This window comes from Actinomyces howellii, assembly GCF_900637165.1.
GTDB lineage: Bacteria > Actinomycetota > Actinomycetes > Actinomycetales > Actinomycetaceae > Actinomyces > Actinomyces howellii.
The window spans coordinates 1,834,210-1,858,776 of sequence record NZ_LR134350.1 but is presented as its reverse complement, the minus strand read 5'-3'; the positions used below and the strand labels follow the sequence as shown (position 1 = coordinate 1,858,776).

23 protein-coding genes are annotated in these 24,567 nt (G+C 69.4%); 18 read left to right on the top strand and 5 right to left on the bottom strand.

Annotated features, from left to right (window positions below; all coding sequences use genetic code 11):
• The first annotated feature begins 2 nt into the window (after positions 1 to 2).
• The 14 genes from EL245_RS07880 to EL245_RS07815 all read left to right on the top strand — a co-directional run bounded on the left by EL245_RS07880 (position 3) and on the right by EL245_RS07815 (position 12,437).
• A complete protein-coding gene (locus EL245_RS07880; protein WP_126382642.1) occupies positions 3 to 1,610 on the top strand; it encodes a C40 family peptidase in 1,608 nt (535 codons plus the stop codon).
• 13 nt (positions 1,611 to 1,623) lie between these two features.
• A complete protein-coding gene (locus tag EL245_RS07875) occupies positions 1,624 to 2,250 on the top strand; it encodes a hypothetical protein (RefSeq protein WP_126382641.1) in 627 nt (208 codons plus the stop codon).
• Positions 2,247 to 3,284 (top strand): hypothetical protein, encoded by a 1,038-nt coding sequence (locus EL245_RS07870; protein WP_126382640.1) that lies wholly within the window; start codon positions 2,247 to 2,249, stop codon positions 3,282 to 3,284. The genes EL245_RS07875 and EL245_RS07870 overlap by 4 nt, the downstream gene beginning before the upstream one ends.
• A complete protein-coding gene (locus EL245_RS07865; RefSeq protein ID WP_126382639.1) occupies positions 3,284 to 4,111 on the top strand; it encodes a type IV secretion system protein in 828 nt (275 codons plus the stop codon). Before EL245_RS07870 ends, EL245_RS07865 begins: the two co-directional genes overlap by 1 nt.
• Positions 4,112 to 4,123: 12 nt before the next feature.
• On the top strand, positions 4,124 to 4,390 hold the full coding sequence (locus EL245_RS07860; protein ID WP_126382638.1) for a hypothetical protein: 267 nt from the start codon (positions 4,124 to 4,126) through the stop codon (positions 4,388 to 4,390).
• A gap of 130 nt (positions 4,391 to 4,520) precedes the next feature.
• The gene (locus EL245_RS07855; RefSeq protein WP_126382637.1) at positions 4,521 to 4,703 is read left to right on the top strand and encodes a hypothetical protein; all 183 of its coding nucleotides are present in this window, start codon (positions 4,521 to 4,523) and stop codon (positions 4,701 to 4,703) included.
• Positions 4,700 to 6,091 carry a MinD/ParA family ATP-binding protein gene (locus EL245_RS13680; RefSeq protein ID WP_331852804.1) on the top strand — a complete coding sequence of 464 codons (1,392 nt, stop codon included), beginning with the start codon at positions 4,700 to 4,702 and terminating at the stop codon, positions 6,089 to 6,091. Before EL245_RS07855 ends, EL245_RS13680 begins: the two co-directional genes overlap by 4 nt.
• Before the next feature lie 82 nt (positions 6,092 to 6,173).
• Complete coding sequence (locus EL245_RS07845) at positions 6,174 to 6,737, top strand: hypothetical protein (protein ID WP_126382635.1); 564 nt, start codon at positions 6,174 to 6,176, stop codon at positions 6,735 to 6,737.
• A 43-nt stretch (positions 6,738 to 6,780) separates the two neighbouring features.
• Positions 6,781 to 7,959, top strand: coding sequence for a DEAD/DEAH box helicase family protein (locus EL245_RS07840; RefSeq protein ID WP_126382634.1), 1,179 nt, complete (start codon positions 6,781 to 6,783; stop codon positions 7,957 to 7,959).
• Between the two features lie 98 nt (positions 7,960 to 8,057).
• Positions 8,058 to 8,678 carry a DUF3801 domain-containing protein gene (locus tag EL245_RS07835; protein ID WP_126382633.1) on the top strand — a complete coding sequence of 207 codons (621 nt, stop codon included), beginning with the start codon at positions 8,058 to 8,060 and terminating at the stop codon, positions 8,676 to 8,678.
• A complete protein-coding gene (locus EL245_RS07830) occupies positions 8,678 to 9,016 on the top strand; it encodes a hypothetical protein (RefSeq protein ID WP_126382632.1) in 339 nt (112 codons plus the stop codon). The genes EL245_RS07835 and EL245_RS07830 overlap by 1 nt, the downstream gene beginning before the upstream one ends.
• 4 nt (positions 9,017 to 9,020) lie before the next feature.
• Complete coding sequence (locus tag EL245_RS07825) at positions 9,021 to 9,536, top strand: hypothetical protein (RefSeq protein ID WP_126382631.1); 516 nt, start codon at positions 9,021 to 9,023, stop codon at positions 9,534 to 9,536.
• A complete protein-coding gene (locus tag EL245_RS07820; protein WP_126382630.1) occupies positions 9,529 to 11,514 on the top strand; it encodes a VirD4-like conjugal transfer protein, CD1115 family in 1,986 nt (661 codons plus the stop codon). The genes EL245_RS07825 and EL245_RS07820 overlap by 8 nt, the downstream gene beginning before the upstream one ends.
• Before the next feature lie 218 nt (positions 11,515 to 11,732).
• A complete protein-coding gene (locus EL245_RS07815) occupies positions 11,733 to 12,437 on the top strand; it encodes a hypothetical protein (protein WP_126382629.1) in 705 nt (234 codons plus the stop codon).
• A gap of 171 nt (positions 12,438 to 12,608) precedes the next feature.
• Here the strand turns inward: EL245_RS07815 and EL245_RS07810 are convergent, their stop codons facing one another.
• Entirely contained in the window at positions 12,609 to 13,250 is a 642-nt protein-coding gene (locus EL245_RS07810) for a hypothetical protein (protein ID WP_126382628.1), read from the bottom strand.
• Between the two features lie 207 nt (positions 13,251 to 13,457).
• Between EL245_RS07810 and EL245_RS07805 the strand changes: the two genes are divergently transcribed.
• The 3 genes from EL245_RS07805 to EL245_RS07795 all read left to right on the top strand — a co-directional run bounded on the left by EL245_RS07805 (position 13,458) and on the right by EL245_RS07795 (position 17,324).
• Entirely contained in the window at positions 13,458 to 15,041 is a 1,584-nt protein-coding gene (locus tag EL245_RS07805; protein ID WP_126382627.1) for an amidohydrolase family protein, read from the top strand.
• 275 nt (positions 15,042 to 15,316) lie between these two features.
• Positions 15,317 to 15,955, top strand: coding sequence for a sugar O-acetyltransferase (locus EL245_RS07800; RefSeq protein WP_126382626.1), 639 nt, complete (start codon positions 15,317 to 15,319; stop codon positions 15,953 to 15,955).
• A 538-nt stretch (positions 15,956 to 16,493) separates the two neighbouring features.
• Positions 16,494 to 17,324, top strand: coding sequence for a glycosyltransferase (locus tag EL245_RS07795; protein ID WP_126384226.1), 831 nt, complete (start codon positions 16,494 to 16,496; stop codon positions 17,322 to 17,324).
• Between the two features lie 104 nt (positions 17,325 to 17,428).
• Here the strand turns inward: EL245_RS07795 and EL245_RS07790 are convergent, their stop codons facing one another.
• Entirely contained in the window at positions 17,429 to 19,903 is a 2,475-nt protein-coding gene (locus EL245_RS07790) for a hypothetical protein (protein WP_126382625.1), read from the bottom strand.
• Between the two features lie 167 nt (positions 19,904 to 20,070).
• Positions 20,071 to 21,060 (bottom strand): fructosamine kinase family protein, encoded by a 990-nt coding sequence (locus EL245_RS07785; RefSeq protein ID WP_232009663.1) that lies wholly within the window; start codon positions 21,058 to 21,060, stop codon positions 20,071 to 20,073.
• A 345-nt stretch (positions 21,061 to 21,405) separates the two neighbouring features.
• Here EL245_RS07785 and pheA point away from each other — a divergent pair, with 345 nt between their 5' ends.
• Positions 21,406 to 22,341 (top strand): prephenate dehydratase, encoded by a 936-nt coding sequence (gene pheA / locus EL245_RS07780; protein ID WP_126382623.1) that lies wholly within the window; start codon positions 21,406 to 21,408, stop codon positions 22,339 to 22,341.
• Between the two features lie 52 nt (positions 22,342 to 22,393).
• On the opposite strand, the gene EL245_RS07775 is transcribed toward pheA, so the two are convergent.
• Positions 22,394 to 23,440 (bottom strand): diacylglycerol/lipid kinase family protein, encoded by a 1,047-nt coding sequence (locus tag EL245_RS07775; protein WP_232009662.1) that lies wholly within the window; start codon positions 23,438 to 23,440, stop codon positions 22,394 to 22,396.
• A 112-nt stretch (positions 23,441 to 23,552) separates the two neighbouring features.
• Positions 23,553 to 24,491, bottom strand: a complete 939-nt coding sequence (locus tag EL245_RS07770) for a LysR substrate-binding domain-containing protein (protein WP_126382622.1) — start codon at positions 24,489 to 24,491, stop codon at positions 23,553 to 23,555.
• Positions 24,492 to 24,567 lie beyond the last annotated feature (76 nt).

Here is a 24,567-nt window from a genome sequence, read left to right as displayed (position 1 = left end):
CCATGGCAACGCCGACCTTGCAGTTCCGCAACAATGACGCCGCTTCACTGACGGGTGACAAATTCAGCCACGTGGTCGTCAAGACGAGGACGGAGCAGACGCTGCAGCACGCAGGCGCTACGGTGCGCTCCGCGGTCCACGTGACCGGCACCGCCGTCAAGGCAACCGGGAAGGTAACCGGCGCGGCGGTGCACGTGACGGGCAAGGTGGCGCATGCCGGGCTGAAGGTCGGGGGGAAGGCCACGATGGCGGGCGTGGCCGCCGGGTCCGCATTTCATGGCGATCTCGCAGCCGGAGACACGATGGCGGCCGCCAGCGGAAAGACGGTTGCCCGCGCAGAGGCCGCTGTCGCGGGCAAGGCCGCCAAGTCGATCGCGTCGATGCCGATGAAGACCGTCCGAGTCGGTGCCCGGAATATCGGGAATCGGGCGGGTCTCGAGGTCGAGCGTTCGATCAGGGCCTCTGTCGGCGTCGGACAGCGCAACGTGAAGGTGGGCCTGACCGGACGCGTTCGAAAGGTGAGGTTCGGTACGAGCAAGGGAGCCCAGAAGGCGGCCGCCAAGGCAGTCACGACCGGTCTGACCAAACCAGTTGGGGTAGTAGCCCGGATGGCGAACGTCGCTGTTCGTGTAGCCAGTAGAGTCCTGGGAAAGATCGTCGCGGTCCTGGCCGTCAAGGTGGCCACCGTCCTTCTTGTGATCCTGGCGATCTGCGCGATCGTCGCCCTCGTGCTTGCGATCATCGCGAGCTTCATTCCGTCGTGGCTCGCGGGAAACGAGGAGGATAAGCAGCGGACCCTGACCTCCGTGGTGGTTCCGGAGGAGTATAGAGAGGTGGTGACTCGTGCCGGATCGATCTGTCCGCTGGTGACCCCGCAGGTCATCGCCGCGCAGGTAGGTGCGGAGTCCAGCTGGAACCCCAACGCGACGAGTCCGGTGGGTGCCCAGGGGATCGCTCAGTTCATGCCCGGGACGTGGGCGACCTCCGGCAAGGACGGCGACGGCGACGGCAAGGCTGACGTCTTCAACCCGGTTGACGCCATTTGGAGCCAGGGGAACTACATGTGCTCGCTGGCCAGCCAGATCCAGGGATACATCGACTCCGGGTCGGTCTCGGGTGATCCGTTGGAACTGACCCTGGCGGCATACAACGCGGGTCCGGGGGCGGTACTGCGATACGGAGGTATTCCGCCGTACACAGAGACGATGAACTACGTTTCGAAGATCACCGCGTCGGCATCTGCAGCCATGCTCGAGCCGCCGTCAGGGAGCAGGGCGGAGATCGTGTTGGCCACTGCTCGTTCGAAGATCGGAATCCCGTACGTGTGGGGAGGAACCAGCGACTCCGGATACGACTGCTCAGGACTGGTCATGACCTCTTATGCCGCAGCCGGAGTCCAGCTGCCGCGATTGGCTGAGGATCAGTGCGCCGCCGGCACTCGCGTGTCGCAGTCCGAGGCGCAGCCGGGGGACCTCGTGTGCTGGCCCGGTCACGTGGCCCTGTGGGCGGGCAACGGCATGATCATCGAGGCTCCGCGTACGGGACTCGACGTCCGCGAGACGAAGGTGTACAGCATGCGTGGCGGCCCATGGTATGTCCGCATCAAGTAACTGAGGAGAAAACATGAAGTACGCCCGGCCTGTTGTCCCCCTTCTGCTTGTTGCGGCCTTGTCCGCGTGCGCGAGCGGGAACAAGGACGAGAGCGGATCTTCGGTGTCATCGGCACCTTCATCGTCGGTGTCATCGGCACCTTCGGTGACGGCTTCGTCGGAGACCAGCGCCTCAGCCAGCCCGACGCCGACACAGCCTGTCCGCATCAACCCCGAGGATGTTGATGTGTCTGATCCGGACGCCGTTGCTGACGCGTTCGCCGTGACCGCGGTCGTCAGGGACGCACGCACCGACACGAGCTCAACCGACGCTCAGGCTCGCGCCTCTCAGTGGTGCGTCCCGTCGCTCGCCGTGACAGAGGGCGCCGAGCTTGAGCGGCCGGACGGTGAATGGACGGCGATGCAGGAGCACGAGGCGTATGACGTCGTCGACGAGATCGATCGGACCATCGACGACCCGGTCCCGGACACGACGACTGCCTACAGGATGCGCACCGTGACGACGCACGCTGAGGCGGAGGACGGCTGGCGAGGACAGACGCGCACCACCCAGCTGTGGATCACGCTCGAGCAGTCCCCTGAGGGCGCGTGGCAGGTGTCGGCCGTGACGTCGAGGGTTGAGGAAGGAGAGCCGGCATGATGAGGCTCGCGAAGGACTTGAACGCCCAGCAGCTGTGGACGATTGCCGCCGACGCGGCGCATCGGGACGCGGACCTGCTTGACGAGATCGTCGACCACCCAGCGACGTACCGGGCGCTGTCCGACTGGGCAGTGGCAGCACTAGGGGAGGAGGACCTGACGGCGGTGGCGCCGCCGCCGGCGCCTGACCCGGAGCCCGAGCAGCGCCGAAACGGTCTGCGACTGCCGTCGATGTCTCGCTCGCGCAAGAAGCGGGATGAGCCGGCGAGCGGGCAGGCGGCCGCTCCGAACGCGACCGGCATCGGCTCAGGGACACAGGGAACTGACTCTCAGACCGGGTTCGAGGAGCCGGAGACGCCGCAGGGGCTTGAGGCGCCTCAGACACAGGAGAGTGCCCCCAGAGCGCGAACGTGGCCTGAGCCGCTCGAGCCGGGGCTGCCGCCGTCGGTAGCGCCGCAGCACTCTGACGCTCCGGCGTCGTCGAGCGGCCCCAGTCATCCGGGTCCGGTCGGCTATCCAGCGCGCTCGATGTCGCCTCATGAGGCAGCGTCATCATCCGCCGCGGGGACGATGCAGATCCCGGTGAGGCCGGTTGCGAGGCCGACGGGCTTTGGAGACGCGGCGGCTCACCCCGAACAGGGCGGCTCGCCGTGGTCAGCAGGCACCGCTAGCCCGTTGACCGGCGCGGCGGCCCCTCTCGCGGACGGTGGCGTCAACGCGTGGTTGGCCGCAGGGACCGCGGTGTCAACGGAGCGGTCGCCAGACATCCCCACGCAGCACGGCGAGCTCATGGCACATGCGCCCCGCGAGACTCGCCGGGGCCCCCGGTCGACTGTCTCTGGTTGGTTGCGGCGACCGGCACCCCTGGGGCTCGTCCTCGTCCTCGTGGTGGTCGAGGTCCTCACCCTCCTGGCTCTCGGCGTGGTGGCGACCCGTGACCAGTCGGCCGTTGTCCAGCCCACCGCAACGCCGAGCGTGACGTCGACGGCGACACCGACTGCCACCGGTACAGCGACATCGGAGGTCACCCCATAATGGAAGACATTATCAAGGACATGCTCGCAGCGCTCACGAAGTTCGACACCGCGGGCCTGGATAATCTGTCTAAAAGCCTGCAGGGATACAACCAGACCGCTTTTGATGCTGTGAATAGTCTTCATGACACCGCCGTCAAGCCGGTGGCTTCGGTTATCATCGCGATCGTGCTGGTCCTCGAGCTCGCCCGCAACGCGACTCATATCGAGGGTGATCAGCAGATGGGCGTCAAGATCATTGCCGGCACGATGTTCAAGTCGGCGTTGCTCGTTATCGCAGCGCAGAAGTCGATGCTCATTCTGCAGGCGATCAACGAGGTAGCGACTAGCATCATAGGGGGGATTAGCAAGGTCGATGACCCTGCGCCTTCGCTTCCGGAAGGAGTCAGCGATGAGATTTCCGGTGCTGACGGAGTCGATCAAGCCGGCATGCTCATGCTGCTCATCATCCCGTTCCTTATCGCACTCGCGGCAAAGCTGGTCGTTCAGGTCATGGTGATCCTCCGATTCGCGGAGATGTACATGCTCACGGCATTCGCCTCACTGCCCGTTGCGTTTCTGGGCCACCCGGACACGAAGGGGATGGGGATCAGCTACCTTCAGCGATACGCGGCGGTTGCGCTCCACGGGGCGACGCTGATGCTGGCGACGAATATGTACGCCACTCTCGTCGACTCCTCTATCGGCGCCATTGAGGGTATTGCTGACGATCAGTCCCTCAGCTCGTGGATCGTGAGCCAGTACCCCAACTTCCTCTTGTACCCGATCATGCTCATCATGCTCGTTCTCGCCAGCGGGCGGCTCGCCAAGGCTCTCGTCGGACAGTGAGGCGAGAAGGGTATGCCTGAGCGGGTCAAGAAGGTGACGGGCGGGCTGGCCGTCATGGCTACCGGGAAGGGAGCTGCCGCCTCGGTTCTTCGAGCCGCGCTGATCTACCTCCTCGCGTTCGTCGTCGTGACAACGGTGGCCGACATGTTCTTCGGTGGGGGCTGGTGGTTGGTGGCGGTGCTCGCCGGCCTGGCCGGAATACTTCCGTTCATGAAGTGGGCGAGTAGGAGGCTGCCGTCCGGCGGTCGCAGCGACGACGGAGAGGTGCCGCCCCCATGAGATCGTGTGTCGAGACTCGCGCCGGCGGGTCCGGGCGGCACCGGACCTGCGGGTCATGTGGTGATCGCTCCGGTCGCGCTCGAGGCGAGTGCGGGAAGTATCTGCTGACTGAAAGATTAGGAAGGTGCGTATGACAGTGGCGTCAGGAAGCGGTCGAGCGGAGATTCACCGCGCCCAGATCAACATGACCGTGGAGATGTTTCGTGGCCTGCGGATCCTTGCTGCGGAGCAGGACACGACCGTGACCGCGCTGGTGCTCGCAGCGATCGAGCAGGCGTACCCGGAGCTGAGGGACAGCGAGGGCATTCGATGATCACGGTGATGATCGGGCAGGACGGGTCCGGCACTTATGTCGATGAGTCGGGAGAGACCCCGGTCTTCGGTGCCTCCGAGAGGGAGCTGCGGGGACTGCTCATCGGCCGGGTCATGTATCGAGCGCGGCAGGAGGGGCGACCCGTCAGGGTGGCTGCGATTGACGCGTCGGGTCGAAGCGAGCTCCTCGTCAGCCCGGACGGTACGGTCTCGGTCGCGCCAGAGGGACCGGACACGTCAGGTCCCGATAGCGGCCGGCTCGTCCCGCCCGCCGTGGCGGAAGGGCGCCCGATACCGGCCCGTGCGGCCGGCGCGCGGGAGGTGAGCGACCCAATGCATTCGGGTGCAGGATTCGGGGCCCCGCCCTCCTTCGAACCCTATCAAGGTGAGCCTCAGGAAAGGTTCGCGTCTGCGCAGCCTCCTGAGTATCAGGCGCCAGCGGCATCAAGGTCCTCCGGTCCCGCAGACCCTGTGTCCATCGTCCCGCCATCGTTCCTGGCCTCAAACTCGGCCAGTGGTCCTCGGCCGACGGGCTGGCGGGCTCATGCTGCTCGGCTCGGTCTGCGGGTCGGGGCAACGGATGCCGAGCGTCAGCAGTGGATCGACGAGCGGGCGGTTGCTCAGCACTGGCCGGGTCCTCGGACCATCGCGGTCCTCAATGGTAAAGGAGGCGCAGGAAAGACTCCGACGTCGATTCTCCTGGCCGGATATTTCGCCCGTCTGGGATCGGGCTCAGTCGTCGCTGCGGATGGTAATGTGACGCGTGGGACGCTGGGGTGGAGAACGGAGCAAGGTCCGCACAATGCCACGATTTTGGACCTGGTGCCTGAGATCGATCGGCTCATGGACCCGGCCGCTCGTAACGGCGACGTGGCTGCCTTCACCCATCACCAGACGGTCGATCAGTTCGACGTGCTGCGTTCCAACCCACTTCTGCTGTCGACTGAGCAGAAGTTGACGCCCGCCCAGCTTGATGGTGTTCAACAGGTGCTCACCCGGTACTACCGCATGATCATCTGGGATACCGGAAACGACGAGGGGGACGAGCTGTGGTTGCGCATCGTGTCCCATGCGGACCAGATCGTCATCGCCACGACAACCCGTGCTGATCATGCCGAGGCCGGACGTCTGCTTCTTGAAGGATTGGCCGCCCGTGATGAGCGAAGCGCGGCGCTCGTTCGCAACGCTGTCGTCGTGGTGTCCCAGGCGGACAAGGAGGAGGCGCGGGCTCAGTCGCTTGCGGACGGATTTACCGCGACGGCCCGGGAGGTCGTGACGATTCCCTACGACGCCGCGATGCGGGAGCAGTGGCTCCGCTCGGACAAGCTTGCGGCCCCGACCCGAGTCGCATGGCTCCACGCGGCGGCAGCCGTTGCCCGGGGACTTTGACAAACATCATCATAGAGTCTTGATCGAACAGTAATGACCGGTATTATTGTCCCAATAATGACCCTTGAGGATGGAGGCGTATATGAGTGACACGACGCCGGGGGGCGCCAGCCCTCAGGACCCTGACACAAGCCCGAGTGGGGGCACGTCCCCGGGCGCGGGTGGGGGGCGGGGGTGGTCTCGTCCGCGTCCGACCCCTGAGCAGCTGCGGGACAAGGCCGCCAGGTACCTGGAGCGGATTGACCGGCAGCGGGAGATCGCGCGGTTGCTGGGTCTGGGTTTGAGCCCGGAGCAGGCCGCCGAGCGCACCGGTGCCGAGCTGCGGGTGGCGCGCGGGGTCCGTCAGTGGCTTGAGCGCGGGGAGGAGGTGCGTCCGGTGACTCCCGAGGAGCTGGGGTGGCGGCGTGCGGTGGGGCAGATCAGCACCGAGGAGATGATGAAGCGCCTGCGGACCTGGCCCTACACCTTCGGACGCATCCGGGGCTACGACTTCTGGGAACGCGGCTCCTGGGACGACGTCGACAGCCTGCACTCCGATCACTTTCTCAGCAGGGAGGAGTACCACGAGCTGCGCGTCATCGCCGACTCCATGCCCCACCCACCCGACGACCCCATGCCCTGGGAGAAGAAGCACCAGCAGCAGTAGAAGCTCGTCGAGGTCGTAGAAGGTTAAGTGGAGGGAGCAGCCCGTGGAGTCCCGCACCCACCCCGGTCCCGGTCGTGAGCCGGGTACTGGCCCCGGCGTCGACCCTGGCGCCCTGGAGCGCACTGCCGCCCAGGTCCAGGCCCTCGTCGACCGCCTCGCCCCCGACCACACCCTGCCCCGCAAGCCCGCAGAGGGGACCTTGTGGCACGACCTGGGTGAGGCGGTCAGGGCCGCCTACCTGAAGCGGGCCCAGGAGTCTGGGTCGCGTTCGGGTCGGGCCCTGGTCATGGCCGGTCCCCCGGGAGCGGGCAAGAGCCGTGTCGTGCAGACCGCCCGCCAGGCGCTGGACCCCAGCAGCCACCAGCGCCTGGGCGTCGACGAGACCGGTATGACCACTGTCGACGCCGACGACGTCAAGCAGCTCCTCCTGGGCACCCCCGTTACGGGCCTGGAGGTCGACCCCCACCTGCTGGGGCGGGCCCGCGCCCACTGGCAGGCCCTCCTGGCCGACCACGCCCCCGGGGTGCTGGCTGACGGCCAGCCCGTCAACCGGGGGGCCCTGGCCACCCTCGTCCACCCCATGTCCACCACCACCGCCGACACCGTCCGCCAGGCCCTGCTCAAGGAGCGGTTCGACGTCAAGATCGAGGGCACCCTGCAGTGGATGCCCACCCCGACCACCGGCCAGGGCCCCACCCTCGTACGCGAGCTCAAGGCCGCCCGGTACACCCAGGTGACGGTGGTAGTGGCTGACACCGACCAGGCCACCTGCCTGGAAGGGGCCCGCACCCGCTGGGAGCAGGCCCGCACCCAGGCCGACCCCGCCGCCCGCTACACCCCACCGGAGGCGGTCACCAGCACCTTCACCACCGACGGGACCGGAACCACCGTGTCCCGGCCCGTCACCAACGCCCGGGCCACCCACGAGCTGGCCACCCAGATCGACCAGTTCGCCGGCGTCGACCTGCTCGTCGTGTCCCGTCGCGCGGGCCGCGCGCCCACCGTCGAGCACACCGACCGCCACGGCCGCACCCGCCACCACGTCCCCGACGCGCACGAGCGGGCCAGAACCCAGCAGGCTCCCACCCGCTCCGACCCGGCCGCCCCCGCACCAGCAGGAGCCCGCCAGACCCTGGACAAGATCCGCTCCCTGGCCGCCGCCAGGACCCAGGACCCACGACCCCGCACCAACCCACACCCCACACACCACCACACCCGATAAACCAAACACGGCGATATGCCGCGACGACACGGGTGCCAAGAACGACGAGAACGAGCACGACAGTGCCCGGATGAGGACACAAGACGAGGGAGGACACCATGTTGGCAGACGAGGGCGGACAGGCGGCGCTCAAGGTCTACATCGAGATCACGAAGGACGCTGTCAAAGTCGTCAGCAAGGTGGTCGATGTGACCGCCAGATCCTTGTACAACATTACGCGCATGGCAGGTCACGGCCTATCCCAGGCGGTATCCAGGCAGCTGAACACCGGTTCCATGAGCCTGTCTCGTCTGCGCCGCAACGTGGGTCCGGATCTGAAGTCCGTCGCGATCAGTCCTCAGATGGCGAGGAGCCTGCGTGCCGACCTGCGCCGACGAGGTGTCAGCTTCTCGATCGAAAAAGGTGCGGACGGCCACAGCTATGTGCACTTCTCCGGAAAGGACATCAACACCGTTCGACATGGGTTGGCGCAAGTCCAGGCGCGTATCTCGAGAGAGATGAAGAAGTCAGTCAATCAACCTGATGGCCGTACGGCGCAGCGCCCATCGAGACAACGACGTCAGGAACCTGGCGCCGGGCGCCGTCAAACGCGGTCGGGTCGGCAGGTCAAGAGCAGGCGTCAGACACTTGACGGGATCAGATCGCGCCAGCGCGCGATGGCAGGAAAGCGGGCGGCCGCTCCTATGCGAAGCCGCCCTGCGAGGACGGTGGCACGATAATGGATGAGCGAGTACTTGCCTCGACGAAAGTCTTTCTCGCAGGCACGCTGGTGGAGGAGCCACTATGTCGTACGACCTCCGAGGGAATGACCTATGTGCTCAGCCTTCGGGTCGATGACGACTCCCATCGTAGGGAGAGCGTACGCGTCACCGGTGAGCTTGCCGACTTCGTCGCTGAAACCTCCTTCCAGGTCGGAGAACCACTTCTCATTCTCGGAGCGTTAGAACGGTCCTCAGACACGGATACCGAGAACGGTGCGGCCATCGAGTACGTGACGACGGCCCACCGAATCGCCCGCGACGATTCTGCTCAATGGATGGCGCGTCATGGTGGCTAGGGTAATGGCGCTGACCCGAACGAGCCAGGATGAGACCTCTGCCGCCCTCGAGCCGTTCGAGGACCTGGCCGACGTGGAGCTGATTGACGTCGATGCTGACCGTGACGCAGCAGCATTGATTTCGCGCCTCGGTGTTCGTCAGCTTCCTGCCTGGTTGTATCCGCTGGGTGAAGGAATGATCATCGCCGTCGGCGCGGCCACGCCGCTTGTCCAACGCCTTCGTGTCGAGGTGGCCCGTGAGGCCGAGGCTCCCGAACCTGTTCCAGAACGAATCAAACCGGATGTCGGGGAGCGTGCCCGGGATCTCGTCTTGTCAGCGCAGATGGCTGCTGAGGCGGCTCGTGATTCGCAGAACCAGCTGGCGGAGGAGCGATTACAACTGTCCCGTGAGCATGTTATGCAGCTCATCGACGCGCGAGCCGATCAGCTCCACCCGGTCACGCAAGTAAGTCGGCTGTCTCGCCGGCTGAACACCCCTGAACGTGTCCGCACTCTGAACAGGAATGATACCAATGACTAGAGCGAAAGTCTTCATTGGGGTCGTTCTCGCCGCCCTGTGCTGGTGGGTCGGGAACAAGGTCTCATGGCAAGTGCGGGCGGATTCCGCGGCAGGACTGAGTCCGTCCGACATCATGACTCGATGGTGGTATGACATCGTCCACGATCCCGTTCACCTGTCCTGGAGCAGTGGCGACGTCCTCGCCGGCCTGGGGGTGGTGGCGGCTCTCGGTCTGGCGTGGGCGTACTACTACGGCTCACGCCGGGCCACTCGGCCTGGAGAGGAGCAGGGGTCGGCACGGTGGGGCGGGTCTCGGGACATTAAGCCCTTTGTCGGTGATCGACGCCAGGACCTGCTGTTCACCCGGACGGAGTCGCTCAGCCTCGATTCACGCCGCACGCAACGAAATCTTAACGTCCTCGTTATCGGCTCATCGGGGTCCGGAAAATCACGCTACTTCGTCATGCCGAACCTGTATCAGGCTAACACGTCATTCGTTGTGACGGACCCCAAGGGCGAGATACTCTCTGCGACGGGTTCCGAGCTCGTACGTCGAGGATACGAGATCCGCTGTCTCAACCTCGTCGACTTCTCGGCATCCGACACCTTCAACCCCCTGGCCTACTTCAATCCCGGACAGGCTGAGGTCGACTGCGCCATCCTGACGGAGAACTTCATCGCCAACACCACAGGACAGAAGCCGTCAACAGGAAGCGACTTCTGGGAGAAGGCTGAGAGAGCGCTGCTCACATCTCTCATCAGCTACGTCTACTTCACAAAGGGGGCGGACGGGACTCTTCTTGACGTCGTCGACATGCTCGCTGCGATGAGCGCGTCAGAGGAGGACGAGCACGCCACAAGCGAGATCGACGCACTCTTCGCAGCGACGAAAGAATGTATCGACGACTACGACGCCGAACCCCAGGCATACGACGCGGAGGCGGTCGCGATGCTGGAGGGGCTGCGGTTCTCTTGCTCTCAGTACAATGTCTACACGCAGGGCGCTGGCGAGACGAAGAAGTCCATCATCATCTCGCTGGGTGTGCGCATGGCCCCGCTGCACATGGCACAGGTCCGCAGGATTCTGGCCTCTGACTCGATCGCAGCGGACCAGGTGGGGGCGCGTCCGACCGCATTGTTCCTGGTGGTGCCGGACACGCACCAGGCGTTCAGTTTCCTCGCATCGATCTTCTATGAGACGTTCTTCGAGCGCAACGTCTACCTGGCGGACCACAACGGCGGGCGCCTCACCGTACCGATTCAGTGCTTCATGGACGAGTTCGCCAACATCGGGAAGATGCCGTCCTTCGAGCGAAAAATTGCAGTCATGCGTTCGCGAGGCATCTCGACAGCAGTCATCCTTCAGAACTACTCCCAGGGCAAGGCGTTGTATCGTGACGACTGGGAGACTATCGTCGGTAACTGTGACTCATTGCTGTTTCTTGGAGGCAACGAGGCGTCGACGACCGAGTTTATCTCCAAGCGCCTCGGAAAGGAGACGATCACACAAGAGGACAGCAGTCTACAGAGAGGCACGAGCGGTTCGTGGTCACGGTCATGGCGATCGACGGGCCGCGAGCTCCTCCTGCCTGATGAGGTGGCGCGGCTGCCAGGACGTGAGTGCTTGTACCTGTTGCGCGGGGTTGCCCCGTTCCGTTCACGGAAGCTCGATGCTCCTCAGACAGGCGTCTTTTCATACACTCCGCGCCCCGTGGTGCCTCGTGCTCGGCTCGATGACCAGGGCGAATCGGGCGTGGAGACCGATCTCCCAGTGGAGTCCGGAGGCGATGCGAGTGCATGGCTCGACGCCGCGCCGGGCTCGTCCGACGAGGATGACGTTCATCTCGCGCAGGACGACGGTCTGCCTCAGGACGAGGAGGAGGCGCTCGACGAGGACGATGAGTTGACGATGACGATCACGTGGCCGGATGGCCATGTCGACGAGGAGACGATACGGATGAGCGAGATCTCCGACGACGAGGCGTTGCTAGCCGGTTGACTCGAATGCCTCAGTTCTTCTACGGAGTGCCGGCTGCGTTCTGGGACGGGAGCGGCGCCCGGGGTGGTGGTGTCGAGAGGGTGGGCGGCGTCGTGTCGGTCGTAAGAGTGTTGAAGCGTATGGGTTCTGTGACGTCTTGTGGGTGTGCCTATATGTGGTGATGGGTGGTGTGTTGTCGGGGGTGTTGATAGTATTGGCGCGACGGAAGGAGCCCTCTGATGAAGAAGATGTCCCTGACGGGCTGTGTGTCTTTCGTGGCGGTGGCGGCTTTGACGTTGTCTGCCTGTGGTGGCAAGAGCGTCGAGGAGGCCCGTGCTGACGCCTACGCCACGGTCGAGTCCATGGAGGGTCTTGGCAGGGCGAGCCGGGATACGTACGAGGCTCAGCTCAACTCGGCGGCGGACCAGGCGGCGATCGACAGCATCGTCGCTAAGGCCGAGGCGGAGAACAACGAGGAGCTTGAGGAGGACGCTCGTGCCGAGGCGACGGCCTCGGCCAGCGCGGCTACGATCGCCTCGATCGAGGACAAGCTCTCCGGTGTCACTCTCCGGGGCACGAGCCCTGAGTGCAAGGACAAGACGATCACCTTCAACGCGGACGGAACCTGGAGCGGCGACGCGGGCGACCAGTACTGCCTCGGATTCGAGAGTCCGATTACCCGATACGCCACCCAAACTGAGCGAGCCGACTACTGGCATGTCACAGCCGACAACGGCGGCGCTGTCGAGTGTCTCACGAATTCTGACGGCACTGGACGAATTTTTTGCCGCTATTCGCTGACCGTCTCTGAAGATGGTGTGTACAGTTTCGAGATGAATCCTTACTACCTTGACGAATCTGACAAGGATCCTGAGTTGTATGGTGTCGAGGGCGTTCATACTTTCGTCGTCGATGAGGCCTCGCCGTCGCCGACAGCATCCTGATCGGTACGTTGACGCTCTTCTTCAGGCGCTCGGTCTGAGGGCGTCTCGGTGAGGGCCGCTGCCAGTCTGGTGGGCGGCCCTCACCCTTGCGCTCCGGTGTCTCCGGAACGTTGCCTCGGAGAGCTCGCAGCACGGCATGGGCTGCTCCCTCCACTTATCTTCTTAACCTTCTTACGACTGCTGCTGCTTCTGCTGCTGCTGGTGTTTCTTGTCCCAGGGCATGGGGTCGTCGGGTGGGTGGGGCATGGAGTCGGCGATGACGCGCAGCTCGTGGTACTCCTCGTCGCTCAGGAAGTACCAGGTGTGCAGGCTGTCGACGTCGTCCCAGGAGCCGCGTTCCCAGAAGTCGTAGCCCCGGATGCGTCCGAAGGTGTAGGGCCAGGTCCGCAGGCGCTCCATCATCTCCTCGGTGCTGATCTGCCCCACCGCCCGCCGCCACCCCAGCTCCTCGGGCGTGACCGGACGCACCTCGTCCCCGCGCTCGAGCCACTGACGGACCCCGCGCGCCACCCGCAGCTCGACCCCGGTGCGCTCGGCAGCCTGCTCCGGGCTCAGACCCAGACCCAGCAACCGCACGATCTCCCGCTGCCGGTCAATCCGCTCCAGGAACTCAGTGGCGTCAGCCCGCAGCTGCTCAGGGGTCGGCCGCGGACGAGACCACCCCCGCGCCCCACCCGCGTCCTCGCCCTGACCCTCGATCGCGCCAGGCTCCACGCCCTCGTGAGGGTCCGGGCTCGCGCCCGGGGCCGTGTCCTCACCCGCGCTCGCGCCGGGGTCCTGGGGGCCGGTGGCCCCCGGCGTCGTGTCACTCATACCCAGCCTCCATCCTCACGGACAACCGTGACCTCCAGCCTACCGACCCGCCCCCAGGCGGCGTGGCTGCTCCGCAACGTTGTCCGACGCAGGAACTCAGGCTGGACGTCGACACCGCACTGAGACCAGACTCTGCCCCGGACCGGTTCCGACCGACTCCTGTCCGACACGGTCCTCAGGACCTCGATCACCATGTAAGAGCCCGCCATGCCATCGCCCCGCCCGTCCACCCCGCACCTGCCGGACGCCTTCCCCGCCTTCGACGCCTACCCCGCTGAGCCCACCACGCCCGCACCCGGCGAGCTCGACGGCTGGATCACCCCGCCCACCGACGGCGGTGAGCGGCTCGACGGCCGGTCCCTCCACCTGCTCACCGCCGACCGGGTGCTCACCGGCCGACGCGGTGACGCCCCCGGCTCACTCGAGATCGTCGGCGATGTCCCGACTCCTGCCTCAGCCTCCCCGGCCCAGATCGAGGCCGCCCGTTCCGCCGGTCGCGGTGGGGCGGTCCTCACCGCGGGCCAACGCATCGTGGCGGTCGGCACCGTCGCCGACCTCACCGCGCGACTGGACGCACTGACCGGCGCCGTCGGATCGAGCGGTTCCCAGGTCCGCCGCGTCGACCTGCCCGGCTGCACCCTCCTTCCCGGTCTCATCGAGACCCACGCCCACCTGGCAAGCTCTGACGCCGACGTCGAGTACCCCGCATACGGCCCCCACGAGATCGCCCGCCTCACCCTCAACGCCGCCCGTGCGGCCCGCCACCTCCTGAGCGTCGGCGTCACGAGCGTCCAGAGCCTGGGCGCCCGTCACTACGTCGACGTCGCGCTGCGCGACGCCATCGAGTCCGGCGACCTGCGTGGGCCCCGTGTGCGGGCCTCCGGTCCTCAGATCACGACGACCGCCGGCCATGCCTGGTACCACCACGCCGAGGTCGACGGCCCTGACGACATCCGCCGCGAGGTCCGCACCCACCACAAGATGGGGGTCGACACCATCAAGGCCATGGCCACCGGAGGCTTCACCACCGGCGGCTCGACCCCGTGGAACGCGCAGTTCAGCCTCGAGGAGCTGACCGTCCTCGTCGACGACGCACACCGCCTGGGCAAGTGGACCGCCGCCCACGCCCACGGCGTGACGGGTATCGAGCGGGCCGTGCGAGCCGGGGTGGACTACCTCGCCCACGCCTCCTTCATCTCCGAGGCGGGACGCTCGGTGTGGGACCCGCGGCTGGGGGCGCTCATGGCCGAGACGGGGGTCTACGTCGACTGCACGATCACGCCGGACACCCCCCGCATGCTCATGCGCGACGACTCCTTCGCCCCGCCGGCCAGGCTGCTGTGGGAGCACGGGGTGCGCATCGTGGCCGGTCGGGACTCGGGCATCCCCGGAGTGCCCCAGCGCGGTTACGTCGGCGGGCTGGAGGCCATGGAGTGGGTCGGGCTGCCGCGCACCGAGGTGCTGCTCGCCGCGACCTCCCGGGCGGCGGCGGCCATCGGCTGCGCCGGCGTGACGGGGGTGCTGGCCGAGGACTTCGCTGCCGACCTCATCGCCGTCGCCGGGGACCCGCGTCAAGGGCTGGGGGCCCTGCGCGACCTGCGACTGGTCGTGGCGGCGGGGCGGGAGTTCGTGCCCGACGCCCTGGAGGGGCTGGCGGCCCGCGGCCTGGACCCTGATGAGCCCCTCGACATGCCTGGCCACAACGGCACCTCTCTGGACGGCGGCCCCTCGGCGCTCCTGGCGCAGTGGCGCGAGAGCCAGCTGCGTGCCGCCAGCCACCCCGAGGTCTGACCCCCACCACCCACCCCCGCCCCTTCCGCGAGATCGGGGGAAGTGGCACCTCGAGATCGGGGGAAGTGGCACCTCGAGATCGGGGGAGCCGGCCCCCGGGGGTGTCACGGTGGCGCACGCACAGGGAGAAGGGGACGGGGGCGGTGGGCGGGAGCGGGCGCTGAGGCGAGCGCGGGGCGGACAAGCCCGGCTTCACCCCCTACCCCCCGCTCCTGCGCGCCTGGCCGCTCCCGCACGAGCAGCCGGTACCGGTCGTGCCGGGATAACCTCGCGCCATGAGCGCCCCCGACAACCCGTACCTCTTCGACGAGACCGAGACCCGACGTCGCCTTGACACAGGCGAGCTCTACACGGACTTCGGTCCGGGTCTGGAGGACCTGGAGGAGGAGCGCGTACGCGGCAAGGAGCTCGTCGAGCGGTTCAACGCCGCCTCGATCCGCGACCCCGAGCTCCGCACGGCGCTGGCGCGCGAGCTCTTCGCCTCCTTCGGGGAGGGCTCCTGGCTCGAGACGCCGATCTACTGCGCCTACGGGTCGCACACGAGCATCGGTTCCGGCTGCTGGTTCAACACCGGCACCACCCTCATCGATGACGCCGCGATCCGCATCGGCGACCGTGTTCTCCTTGGCCCCCACGTCACGATCGCGACCGCAGGTCACCCCATCGATCCCGGGCTGCGGGTCACGGGCGCGCAGTTCTCCGCCGTCGTCACCATCGAGGACGAGGTGTGGGTGGGGGCCAACGTCACCATCCTGCCCGGAGTGACCGTCGGACACGGCTCTGTCATCGCCGCCGGCTCGGTCGTCACCGCGCACGTCCCGCCGATGACCGTGGTTGCAGGGGTCCCTGCCCGGGTCGTGCGTGCGATCGAGCCGGGGGAGCAGACCGCCTATCGCCCGCCGCGGAGCCTGTGAGCTCGACGGCGCCCGGGTGCACGCCCGCCGAGGCGGGGAGACGACGGCGGAGCGTCGGTGAGCCTCTCACGACGGACGATCCCCGGGCCTGTGGCCGACCCGAAGGCGGGTGGTGTGCGAAGGGTCGCTTGGTGCTCGCCGGGCCTGGGAGGCCTGTGTCAGTTGTCCCGATCTCGAGGTGTCACTTCCCCCGATCTCGGGGTGTCACTAGTCCCGATCTCGAGGTGCCAGATGTCCCGATCTCGGGGGAGGGGGGAGGGGAGATAGAGCGGAACCCGGCTCCGTTGACGGGTCCCACAGCACACCTTGTCATGAAATGGGCGTGCGAACACCCCCTTTGCATTGCAGTTTGTGCTCGAACTTGCGGGAATCACAGGCAGATCACACAGTTTCGCCTAGGGAGTACATGTGAGGGCGTCGCCACGGCCCACTGCCTGCACGGGTGAACGGCGCGGCGCGCGACCCGACCGCGACTCCCCGGAGGCGATCCTGTGACCGGGAGGAGACTTCCTGTGACTACCCTTGACACGTGACTCCGATGCCGCCCGCTGAGACGTCCGCCGACCCGCACCCCGGGAGCCAGCGCGTCGCCGTGGTCATCCCTGCCAAGGAAGAGGCCGACCTCGTCGCCACGACCGTGCGGGCCTGCCGCGCGATCCCGCGGGTCGACCTCGTCGTCGTCGTCGACGACGGCTCCACCGACGGGACCCAGGATCACGCACGCGCCGCCGGAGCCGTGACCGTGCGTCACTCGGTCTCACGCGGCAAGGCCTCCGCGATGGAGACAGGCGCCAGCGTCGTGGCCATGCGCGACTATGAGGACGGCCCGGCCCGCCTCCTGCTCTTCGTCGACGCCGACCTGGGCGACTCAGCCGCCGCCTGCGCCGAGCTCGTCCCGCCCGTGGTCGACGGGGTCGCGGACATGGCGATCGCGGTCCCGCCGCGGCAGGCCGGTGCGGGAGGGAGCGGCCGGGTCGTGCGCGCGGCCCGCTCGGCGATCACGTCGGCCACCGGCTGGTCGCCCGTGGCCCCCCTGTCCGGTCAGCGATGTCTGAGCCGCGAGGCCTACGAGGCCGCCGCACCGCTGGCCGAGGGCTGGGGCGTCGAGGTCGGCCTGACCATCGACGTCCTCGTCGCCGGCAAGACCGTCATCGAGGTCCCCTGCGACATCACCCACCGCGTCAGCGGCAACGACACCGCCGGGCGCCTGCACCGCGCCTCCCAGTACCGCGACGTCCTGCGAGCGGTGGCGGGCCGCAGACTGCGCCGTGTGCGCGTGCCCTCGCGGGTCTTCGAGTCCGCCGCCCGCGAGCAGGCGCACTTCCTCGCCTACCGAGCCTGGCCAGGACCCGACACGCCCGCGATGTGACCCGCCCCGCTGCCGGGGACCAGACCCTGGACGCGCGCGGCCTGCTCGACAGGACCGACACGTGACAGGAGGCCAGCCGGGCGAACCGGGAGCGGGTTGGCGCCTCAGGTGCACCGCTGACCGGCCCGGGTGCCGATCCGGGCGCAGAGCACCGCCAGGAGCCCGGGCACCGCCGCCGCCGCTGAGAACCAGAACATGGCCACACCCGAGTCGTTGACGAGCACCTCGAGGACGACGAGCACCGCCAGGGCCCGGAGCACCGGGACCGCCCACGGCGCCAGGACGCCCGGGCGAGCCAGCCACGCGTACGGTCCGCGGCCCGCGCGCGCCTCGCGGGCGGTACGCCTCAGCCACCAGGCGCACGCCCCCAGGACGCACAGGCCCACGGTCAGTGCCGTGAGCGCCAGCGGGCTGGAGACGAAGGGGGCCACGAGCGCGCCCGCCTTGCGGGCCACGGTGGTCCCGGCGCTGCCGTCGAGCACCTGGGCGGCGAAGCGTCCCAGGTGGGTGCGCGACCCCGCGGCGTAGTCGGCGGCGGCCAGCGCGCTGACCGTCCCCACCGTCCCGAGGGCGACGACGGCCCACCGGCGCCAGCCCAGACGCACCCCCGCCAGGCCGGAGGCCAGGGCGGCCAGGGCGGGGATGAGCGTGAGCGCCCCGCCGACGTCCGCGCCCATCTGCGGTGAGGCGTCGACGAGGAGCGCGACGAGACCGGGCACCCCCACGCCCACGACGGCCACCAGCCGCCGCGAGGCTCCCTCGCGGCGCGCGACCGCGGGACCGGTGACGGCGCCGAGAGCGACGAGCAGCCCGGCACCAGCCAGTGCGAAGGCAGTGTTCGACATTCCGTAGAAGCGCCCCGCGGTGATGGCGTCCATGCCCAGCACCCCGTTGAAGCCCAGGGGCGCACCGCAGGCGGCGTCGGCCAGCAGAAGGACCGGGGTGGCGACGACGACGAGCATCGCCGCGATGGAGGCGGGTCGCCGTACGCGGCGCAGGGCCGTGCCCTCGGGCCGGCTCGCGGCCCACCGGGCGGCCAGCCGGCCGATGAGTCCGGCCGCGCCCGCGCAGGCCGCGGCCACGAGCGCCCCCAGGCCGACGGTGACCGCGGCAGCCGCGGCCGTGGTGGCCCACGGGGCGGGGCCGACGCGCCACCACGGCACCGTGCTCGCCAGCCAGGCCCCCGCGGGCAGCGCCGCCACGACGCAGGCCGCAGGCAGGAGGGCCCCGGCTCCCCGTGGCCGGGCGCCCGAGACCGCGACCGACCCGACCGGCCCGGGCGTGTCGGCCCCGTCAGCCGACCCGGCCACGGCGGGCGCGGCGGTCGCGGCGGTAGCGTCGGCCGCGTCGACCATGGCGCCCGCCCCGCCCCCGGGGCGTCGCAGGCCGGCAGCGGCCAGGACCACGAGCGCGAGGACCGAGGACAGGATGACCAGGGTGACCGGAACGACCGCCCGCCTCGAGGCCTGGGCGTGAGCGGCGTCGTCGACCAGGGCCGTGACCTCGGCGGCGGGGGCGCTGGTCGGGGCGGTCCGGCTCAGCGGGGTCGACACCGGCAGGTCGACCCTTCCGCCGTCGAGGGCCGTGGGCTGCTCGGCGCCGGTCGCGGCGAGAAGGCTCGCGGTGAGGTCGGTGAGCTGGAGGAGCCCCTCCTGGTGGGTGGAGGGGCCCAGGAGGCGCCCGTCGGCGGAGCCCTGCCCTGAGGAGGTCCCGCCGGGGAGGACGGCGAGCTGGAGGCCGGCGTCGGCGGGGTCGGCCAGGGACACGACGAGGACGCGTGCGCCCGATGGGACCTGGGCGAGGGCCTCGAGGAGGGCAGAGGCCGGAGCCTGGGCGGAGCCTGCGTCGGCGAGGTCGACCAGCGTCAGATCGGGCAGGCCCTGCGCGACGAGCTCCTCAAGGCTGGCGGCGCTTGGCGGGGCGGTGCCCTCGGAGGAGGTCAGGGCCAGCTCGGCACCCCTGCCGACGGCGGCGGCCGAGGCTCCCGCCCGGGAGAGGGCGTCGGCCAGGGTCCCGGGGCGAGCACCGTAGCCGGCGTCCTGGGAGGTCGCGACGGCCTGCGACCACGACGACGGCCAGGAGCAGCCCGACCCCGGTGCCGAGGCGCGCGTGCGGGTTCCGGAGCCGACGGTGAGCCAGGCGTCCGCGGGGCAGGTCAGGTCACCGGTCGTGCGCTGGACGAGGTTGACCGGCGTGTTGGCCTCCGCGTAGCCCAGGAGGGTGCGGGCGGACTCGGCCTCGGTGGTGTCGGCCCCGGAGGCGGCCAGGTCGACCAGGGCCGCCCAGGACAGCCCCGTCGTGCCCAGCACGACGATCGGCTGCGTGCCGGTGCCGGAGGCCGCCTGCCCGGCGGTGGCCTGCGAGGCGGTCCAAGGGAGCGACCGATCGGGGGAGGCTGCGGTGGCAGCGGGGGAGCTCAGGGCCCGCGCAGCGGCCTCCCGGGGTGCCGGCACACCTGGCGCGGCCAAGGCGCTCGAGGCGATCGTGGCCACGAGCCCGACGACCGTGAGCACGACGATCGCGTAGACGACCGCCCGCACGAAGCGCTGCCGGTGGCTGCTGCCGCGTCGTGACCCCATGGCCCCAGCCTAGGTGCACTGACCGGGCAGGAATGACACCGCGAGATCGGGGGAAGTGACACCTCGAGATCGCGACACGTGGCACCGCGAGATCGGGACTAGTGGCACCGCGAGATCGGGACTAGTGGCACCTCGAGATCGCGACACGTGGCACCTCGGGGATGCGCTCAGGCGTAGGACCGTGCCACCGACGCCGCCTGGCTCCCGTAACCTCCTCCGAAGAGGTGCACGTGGATCATGAGGATGTGCAGCTGATGAAGGCCCACCCTCTCGCGCCAGCCGGGTGCCAAGGGCGAGACCTCGTTGTACGCCCCAACGATCCGGTCGAGGTGACGCTGGCCGAAGACACCCAAAGCAGCCAGGTCGGTCTCCGCGTGGGCTCCGTGCGCCAGGGGGTCGATGAGGACGCCGACGACCCCGGTGCCAGGGCCGGCGCCCGCGGCAGCTCCCTGCTCCCCGTCGAGGTGCGAGGCGGGATGCGAGGTGGGGCCGGTCCTGCGGCCCGAGCCGGGCTCCGAGCCAGGGGCCGACCCGTGATCCGGGGTACGTGCCGGTCCTCGGCCGGCGCCACCGGGAGCCCATGCCGCGACCTCGCTGGACGGGACCCACAGGACGTTGCCGCACCACAGGTCGCCGTGGGTGCGCGCCACGGCAGTCGTCTGCCCGCGCTCGCGGGCGCCGCTCAGCACGAGTGCCGGCTGCTCCTCGCCCAGCTCCCCGTCCCGCAACCGACGGCACACCGCCTCGAGCAGGCGCACCTGAGCGGCGTCGAGCGCACCGCGGTCGTAGCCCGAACGCACGTAGGGCGCCAGTCGGTCCTCGGCGTAGAACTCCCCCCAGGTGCGTTGATCGGAGTCGGGGGAGTGGGGCCGCAGGCGAATGTCGCAGCGTCCCATCTGCGTCCGACCGTCCCATCCCGGTGGCGCCGACCCAAAGGCCGGTGCGCCAGCGGCGTGCGTGACGGCCAGTGCCCTGCCGAAGGCCTCAGCGGCCTGGGGGGTCACTGTCGACCGGCTCAGCCGCGGCTCGTCGATCCACCCGTCTCCCACGACAGCGGGCACCGTGTGCGCCCCGCCGTCCGGCATCGCCTCAGCCAGCCAGGCCAGGCCCTGCGCCTCGAGCCGGGTGGCCCCGGGAAGGTCGTCCCGTTTGCGCATCGTGTCCCCCATAAGCCCAGCCTCCCATGATCCCGCTGCTCTCGTGACCCGGGCCAGGGTGTGGGGGCGGGGAGGGCGGGATCAGTGAGCGGGGCCGTGAGGTGCGGGGCCGGGGCGACGGCGGGGCGGTGAGGTGCGGGCCGGGGCGACGGCGGGGAGGTGAGGGCGGGATCAGCGAGCGCGGGGCCGGGCGACGCCGGGGCGGTGAGGTGCAGGGCCGGGCGACGGCGGGGTGGTGAGGTGCAGGGCCGGGCGGTCGCGGCGTCGGGGAGGGCGGGTCGTGTGTGAGCGTCCGTGGGGCAGTCCCGGCGCGAGCCGCGGCCCGCATGTCGATACCCTGCCGCCATGACGAGTACCTGGGCCTTCCTCGGCCCCTCCGGAACCTTCTGCGAGATGGCTCTCCAGCAGGTCGCCCCCGACAACGCGCGGCTTGAGCCCTGCCAGGACGTGGCCACGGCCCTGGACCGCGTGCGCGAGCGAGTGGCCGACTCCGCCGTCGTCCCGATCGAGAACTCCGTCGAGGGCGGCGTCAACGCCACGCTCGACAACCTCGTGGCCTCTGCCCCGCTGGTCATCGCCGCGGAGGTGGCCGTCCCGGTCACCTTCGTCCTGGCTGGCCGTCCCGGCACCTCGCTGGACCGTGTGCGTGCGATCAGCACCCACCCCCACGCCTGGGCGCAGTGCAGGGGCTGGGTCCACCTCAACCTCCCCGAGGCCTCCTACGTCGCCGGGACGTCGACCTCCGCCCCGGCCCGGGCCCTGGCCGAGTCCGACGATCCCCTGTCCTTCGAAGCCGTCCTGTGCAACCCGCTGGCCGCACAGCGCTACGGCCTCGAGGTGCTCGCGGGGGGCGTGGCCGACAACCCCGACGCCGTCACCCGCTTCGTGCAGGTGACGCGGCCGGGCCGGGTCGGGGAGCCCACGGGCGCGGACAAGACGACGCTCATGGTCCAGGCCCCCCACGACCGTGCCGGCGCGCTGCTCGACATGCTTGAGCAGTTCTCCGCCAGGGGCGTCAACCTCTCTCGCATCGAGTCCCGTCCCGTGGGCGACTCGCTGGGCCGCTACCGCTTCTCGATCGACGTCGAGGGGCACATCCGCGAGGAGCGCGTCCAGGCCGCCTTCATCGGGCTGCACCGCACCTGCCCCATGGTGCGCTTCCTGGGCTCCTACCCCCGCTTGGACGCCCGGCCCGTCGTCGTCCCGGCAGGAACGAGCGACAAGGACTTCATCGTGGCACGCGCCTGGGTGGCCGACATCCTGGCGGGGCGGACCATCTGAGCCGTCCCGGGACGGGGAGCCGCCGGGCAGTGGAGCGCAGGCGTCGAGAGTCCTAGGCCGGACGCCGGATCCGCAGCGCACCCGGCTGCAGGCGCACGCGCACCCCGCGCGTGGGTGCGAGGAGGTCGCCGTCGACCTGGACGAGGGCGGGTTCGGCCAGGCGCACGGTGACGGTGCGCCCGAGACGGCGCAGGACCCGGCCGGTCGGGCGCAGGAGGCGGTCGTCCTGGACCGTGCGCGGAACGGAGGTGCGCGGCGCGAGGACCTGCCGCGCCAGCGAGCTCCACCCCACGACCCCTGCCACCGTGTCGATCGCGGCGACGTCGAGCACGCCGTCGTCCATCCGCGCCCCGGGCAGCAGGGTGATGCCCGCAGGCAGCCGACCGCCGTTGGCGATGAGCAGGCAGCGGGCACGAAGCCGCTCGACCCGATGGGGATCGTCCTCAGCCTCGAGGCCGAGCACGAGCTCCATCCGCGGCGAGCTGAGGTTCTGGAAGGCGGCCAGCGCGTAGGCCCCCCACTTGATACGAGCCTTGAGCGCCGGGCGCGTGGACGCCACGAGACCGGCGTCGAATCCCAGGCCCGCCACGATCATGCAGGCGTGCTCGGCGCCGAGGGTCGGGCGCGCCCAGCCGCCCGGAGGCGCGGGCGAGTCCTCGCCGGGCTCGGTGCTCACCCAGGCCAGGTCGGTGGCCAGTGCCGCGCCGTGGGCGGCCAGCTCGATGGCCTCGGCCGGGCGGCCGACCGGGACACCGAGGTTACGTGCGGCCAGGTTCGCGGTTCCCAGGGGCACGATCGCCATGTCGGCCTGCGCGCCAGCCAGTCCCGCCGCCACCGAGCGCACGGTGCCGTCGCCTCCCACGGCCACCACGAGGCTGGCGCCGGAGGCGAGCGCGAGCCTGGCCTGGGTGGCGCCGGTCTCCGTGGGCGTGGTCTCCATCCACACCGGGCTCGCGTAGCCCGCTGCGGACAGTGCCCGGGCGAGGTGCGCGCGGACCGCGGGGGTGACCGCCGGCTTGGACGGGTTGAGGACGACGCAGGCCACGGCTCCGCCTCCGGGGGCGGTGCCCGGGTGCAGGCCTGCACGTCGTCGTGTCACAGGGGAAGGGTAGCGAGGTCGGTGCCGTCCGTGGGTCCGGGTGCGCGGGAGGCGGTCCCGCGGGAGCACCGGCGAGGCGAGCCGGCCCACTGACCCCCGGTGCGACCGTGGGTCAGTCCTCGCGGTCGGTCAGCGACAGGGCGGGCAGACCGGCCTCGCGGGTCAGCCCGGTGATGACGTGGGCGAGGCGGGCGAAGTCGGTGGCCCGCGAGGAGGAGCTGCGGTGGACCAGCCCGATGCGTCGCACCGGCGTCGGCTCCGCGAAGCGGGCGACGGCGTGGGGCTCGGTCCCCAGCATCGGCAGCGCGCCCTCGGGAATGACCGTGATGCCCACCCCGTGCGTGACCATCCGCACGACCGTGAGCAGGGTCGTGGCCACCGCCACCGGCGGGACGGTGCCGTAGCGCTGGCACAGCGCCAGGGTCTGGTCGCGCAGGCAGTTGCCCTCGTCGAGCAGAAGGAGGTCCTGGCTGTCCAGGTCGGAGGGCACGATGTCGTCGCGCCCCGCCCACGGGTGGTTCGGCGGGACGAGGATGACGAGCGGTTCGTCGTACATCGGGATGGCCACCGCACGGTGCAGGTCGACGTCGATGGCGATGATCGCGGCGTCGAGGCGGCCCTGGTTGAGCATGTCGAGGACGTCGCCGGTCACCATCTCACGCAGCTCGGGCTGGAGCAGCGGCAGCTCGCTGGGCAGCCCGTCGAGGATGACCGGGGCGAGGTAGGGCGCCAGCGTCGGGATGAGGCCGAGGCGCAGCATGCCGGTCAGCGCGGCGCCCTGGCTGACGACGGCCTCGTTGAAGGACTCGGCGGCGAGCACGGCGTCGCGGGCGTAGGGCAGAAGGGTCTCCCCCAGGGGGGTGACGAGGACCCGGCGCGTCGTGCGCTCGACCAGCTCGCCCCCGATGCGCTTCTCCAGGGCGGTGATCGCCTGGGACAGGCTCGGTTGGCTCACGCCCAGCGTCGTGGCGGCCTCGCCGAAGTGCTGGTGGTCGCACAGGGCGACGAATGCGCGCAGCTGGGAGAAGGAGGGCAGGGAGGACGGTGGCATGAGGTTCCTGTGTCGTCTCGTGGTGTGTCGCGAGGCCGGCCCGGTCGCTCCAGGATTCTTGACCTCACCGTGATTA

Coding starts and splice junctions, on each gene's coding strand:
- EL245_RS07880 (WP_126382642.1), top strand. CDS start 3: ATGGCAACGCCGACCTTGCAGTTCCGCAACAATGACGCCGCTTCACTG.
- EL245_RS07875 (WP_126382641.1), top strand. CDS start 1,624: ATGAAGTACGCCCGGCCTGTTGTCCCCCTTCTGCTTGTTGCGGCCTTG.
- EL245_RS07870 (WP_126382640.1), top strand. CDS start 2,247: ATGATGAGGCTCGCGAAGGACTTGAACGCCCAGCAGCTGTGGACGATT.
- EL245_RS07865 (WP_126382639.1), top strand. CDS start 3,284: ATGGAAGACATTATCAAGGACATGCTCGCAGCGCTCACGAAGTTCGAC.
- EL245_RS07860 (WP_126382638.1), top strand. CDS start 4,124: ATGCCTGAGCGGGTCAAGAAGGTGACGGGCGGGCTGGCCGTCATGGCT.
- EL245_RS07855 (WP_126382637.1), top strand. CDS start 4,521: ATGACAGTGGCGTCAGGAAGCGGTCGAGCGGAGATTCACCGCGCCCAG.
- EL245_RS13680 (WP_331852804.1), top strand. CDS start 4,700: ATGATCACGGTGATGATCGGGCAGGACGGGTCCGGCACTTATGTCGAT.
- EL245_RS07845 (WP_126382635.1), top strand. CDS start 6,174: ATGAGTGACACGACGCCGGGGGGCGCCAGCCCTCAGGACCCTGACACA.
- EL245_RS07835 (WP_126382633.1), top strand. CDS start 8,058: ATGTTGGCAGACGAGGGCGGACAGGCGGCGCTCAAGGTCTACATCGAG.
- EL245_RS07830 (WP_126382632.1), top strand. CDS start 8,678: ATGGATGAGCGAGTACTTGCCTCGACGAAAGTCTTTCTCGCAGGCACG.
- EL245_RS07825 (WP_126382631.1), top strand. CDS start 9,021: ATGGCGCTGACCCGAACGAGCCAGGATGAGACCTCTGCCGCCCTCGAG.
- EL245_RS07820 (WP_126382630.1), top strand. CDS start 9,529: ATGACTAGAGCGAAAGTCTTCATTGGGGTCGTTCTCGCCGCCCTGTGC.
- EL245_RS07815 (WP_126382629.1), top strand. CDS start 11,733: ATGAAGAAGATGTCCCTGACGGGCTGTGTGTCTTTCGTGGCGGTGGCG.
- EL245_RS07810 (WP_126382628.1), bottom strand. CDS start 13,250: ATGAGTGACACGACGCCGGGGGCCACCGGCCCCCAGGACCCCGGCGCG.
- EL245_RS07805 (WP_126382627.1), top strand. CDS start 13,458: ATGCCATCGCCCCGCCCGTCCACCCCGCACCTGCCGGACGCCTTCCCC.
- EL245_RS07800 (WP_126382626.1), top strand. CDS start 15,317: ATGAGCGCCCCCGACAACCCGTACCTCTTCGACGAGACCGAGACCCGA.
- EL245_RS07795 (WP_126384226.1), top strand. CDS start 16,494: ATGCCGCCCGCTGAGACGTCCGCCGACCCGCACCCCGGGAGCCAGCGC.
- EL245_RS07790 (WP_126382625.1), bottom strand. CDS start 19,903: ATGGGGTCACGACGCGGCAGCAGCCACCGGCAGCGCTTCGTGCGGGCG.
- EL245_RS07785 (WP_232009663.1), bottom strand. CDS start 21,060: ATGCGCAAACGGGACGACCTTCCCGGGGCCACCCGGCTCGAGGCGCAG.
- pheA (WP_126382623.1), top strand. CDS start 21,406: ATGACGAGTACCTGGGCCTTCCTCGGCCCCTCCGGAACCTTCTGCGAG.
- EL245_RS07770 (WP_126382622.1), bottom strand. CDS start 24,491: ATGCCACCGTCCTCCCTGCCCTCCTTCTCCCAGCTGCGCGCATTCGTC.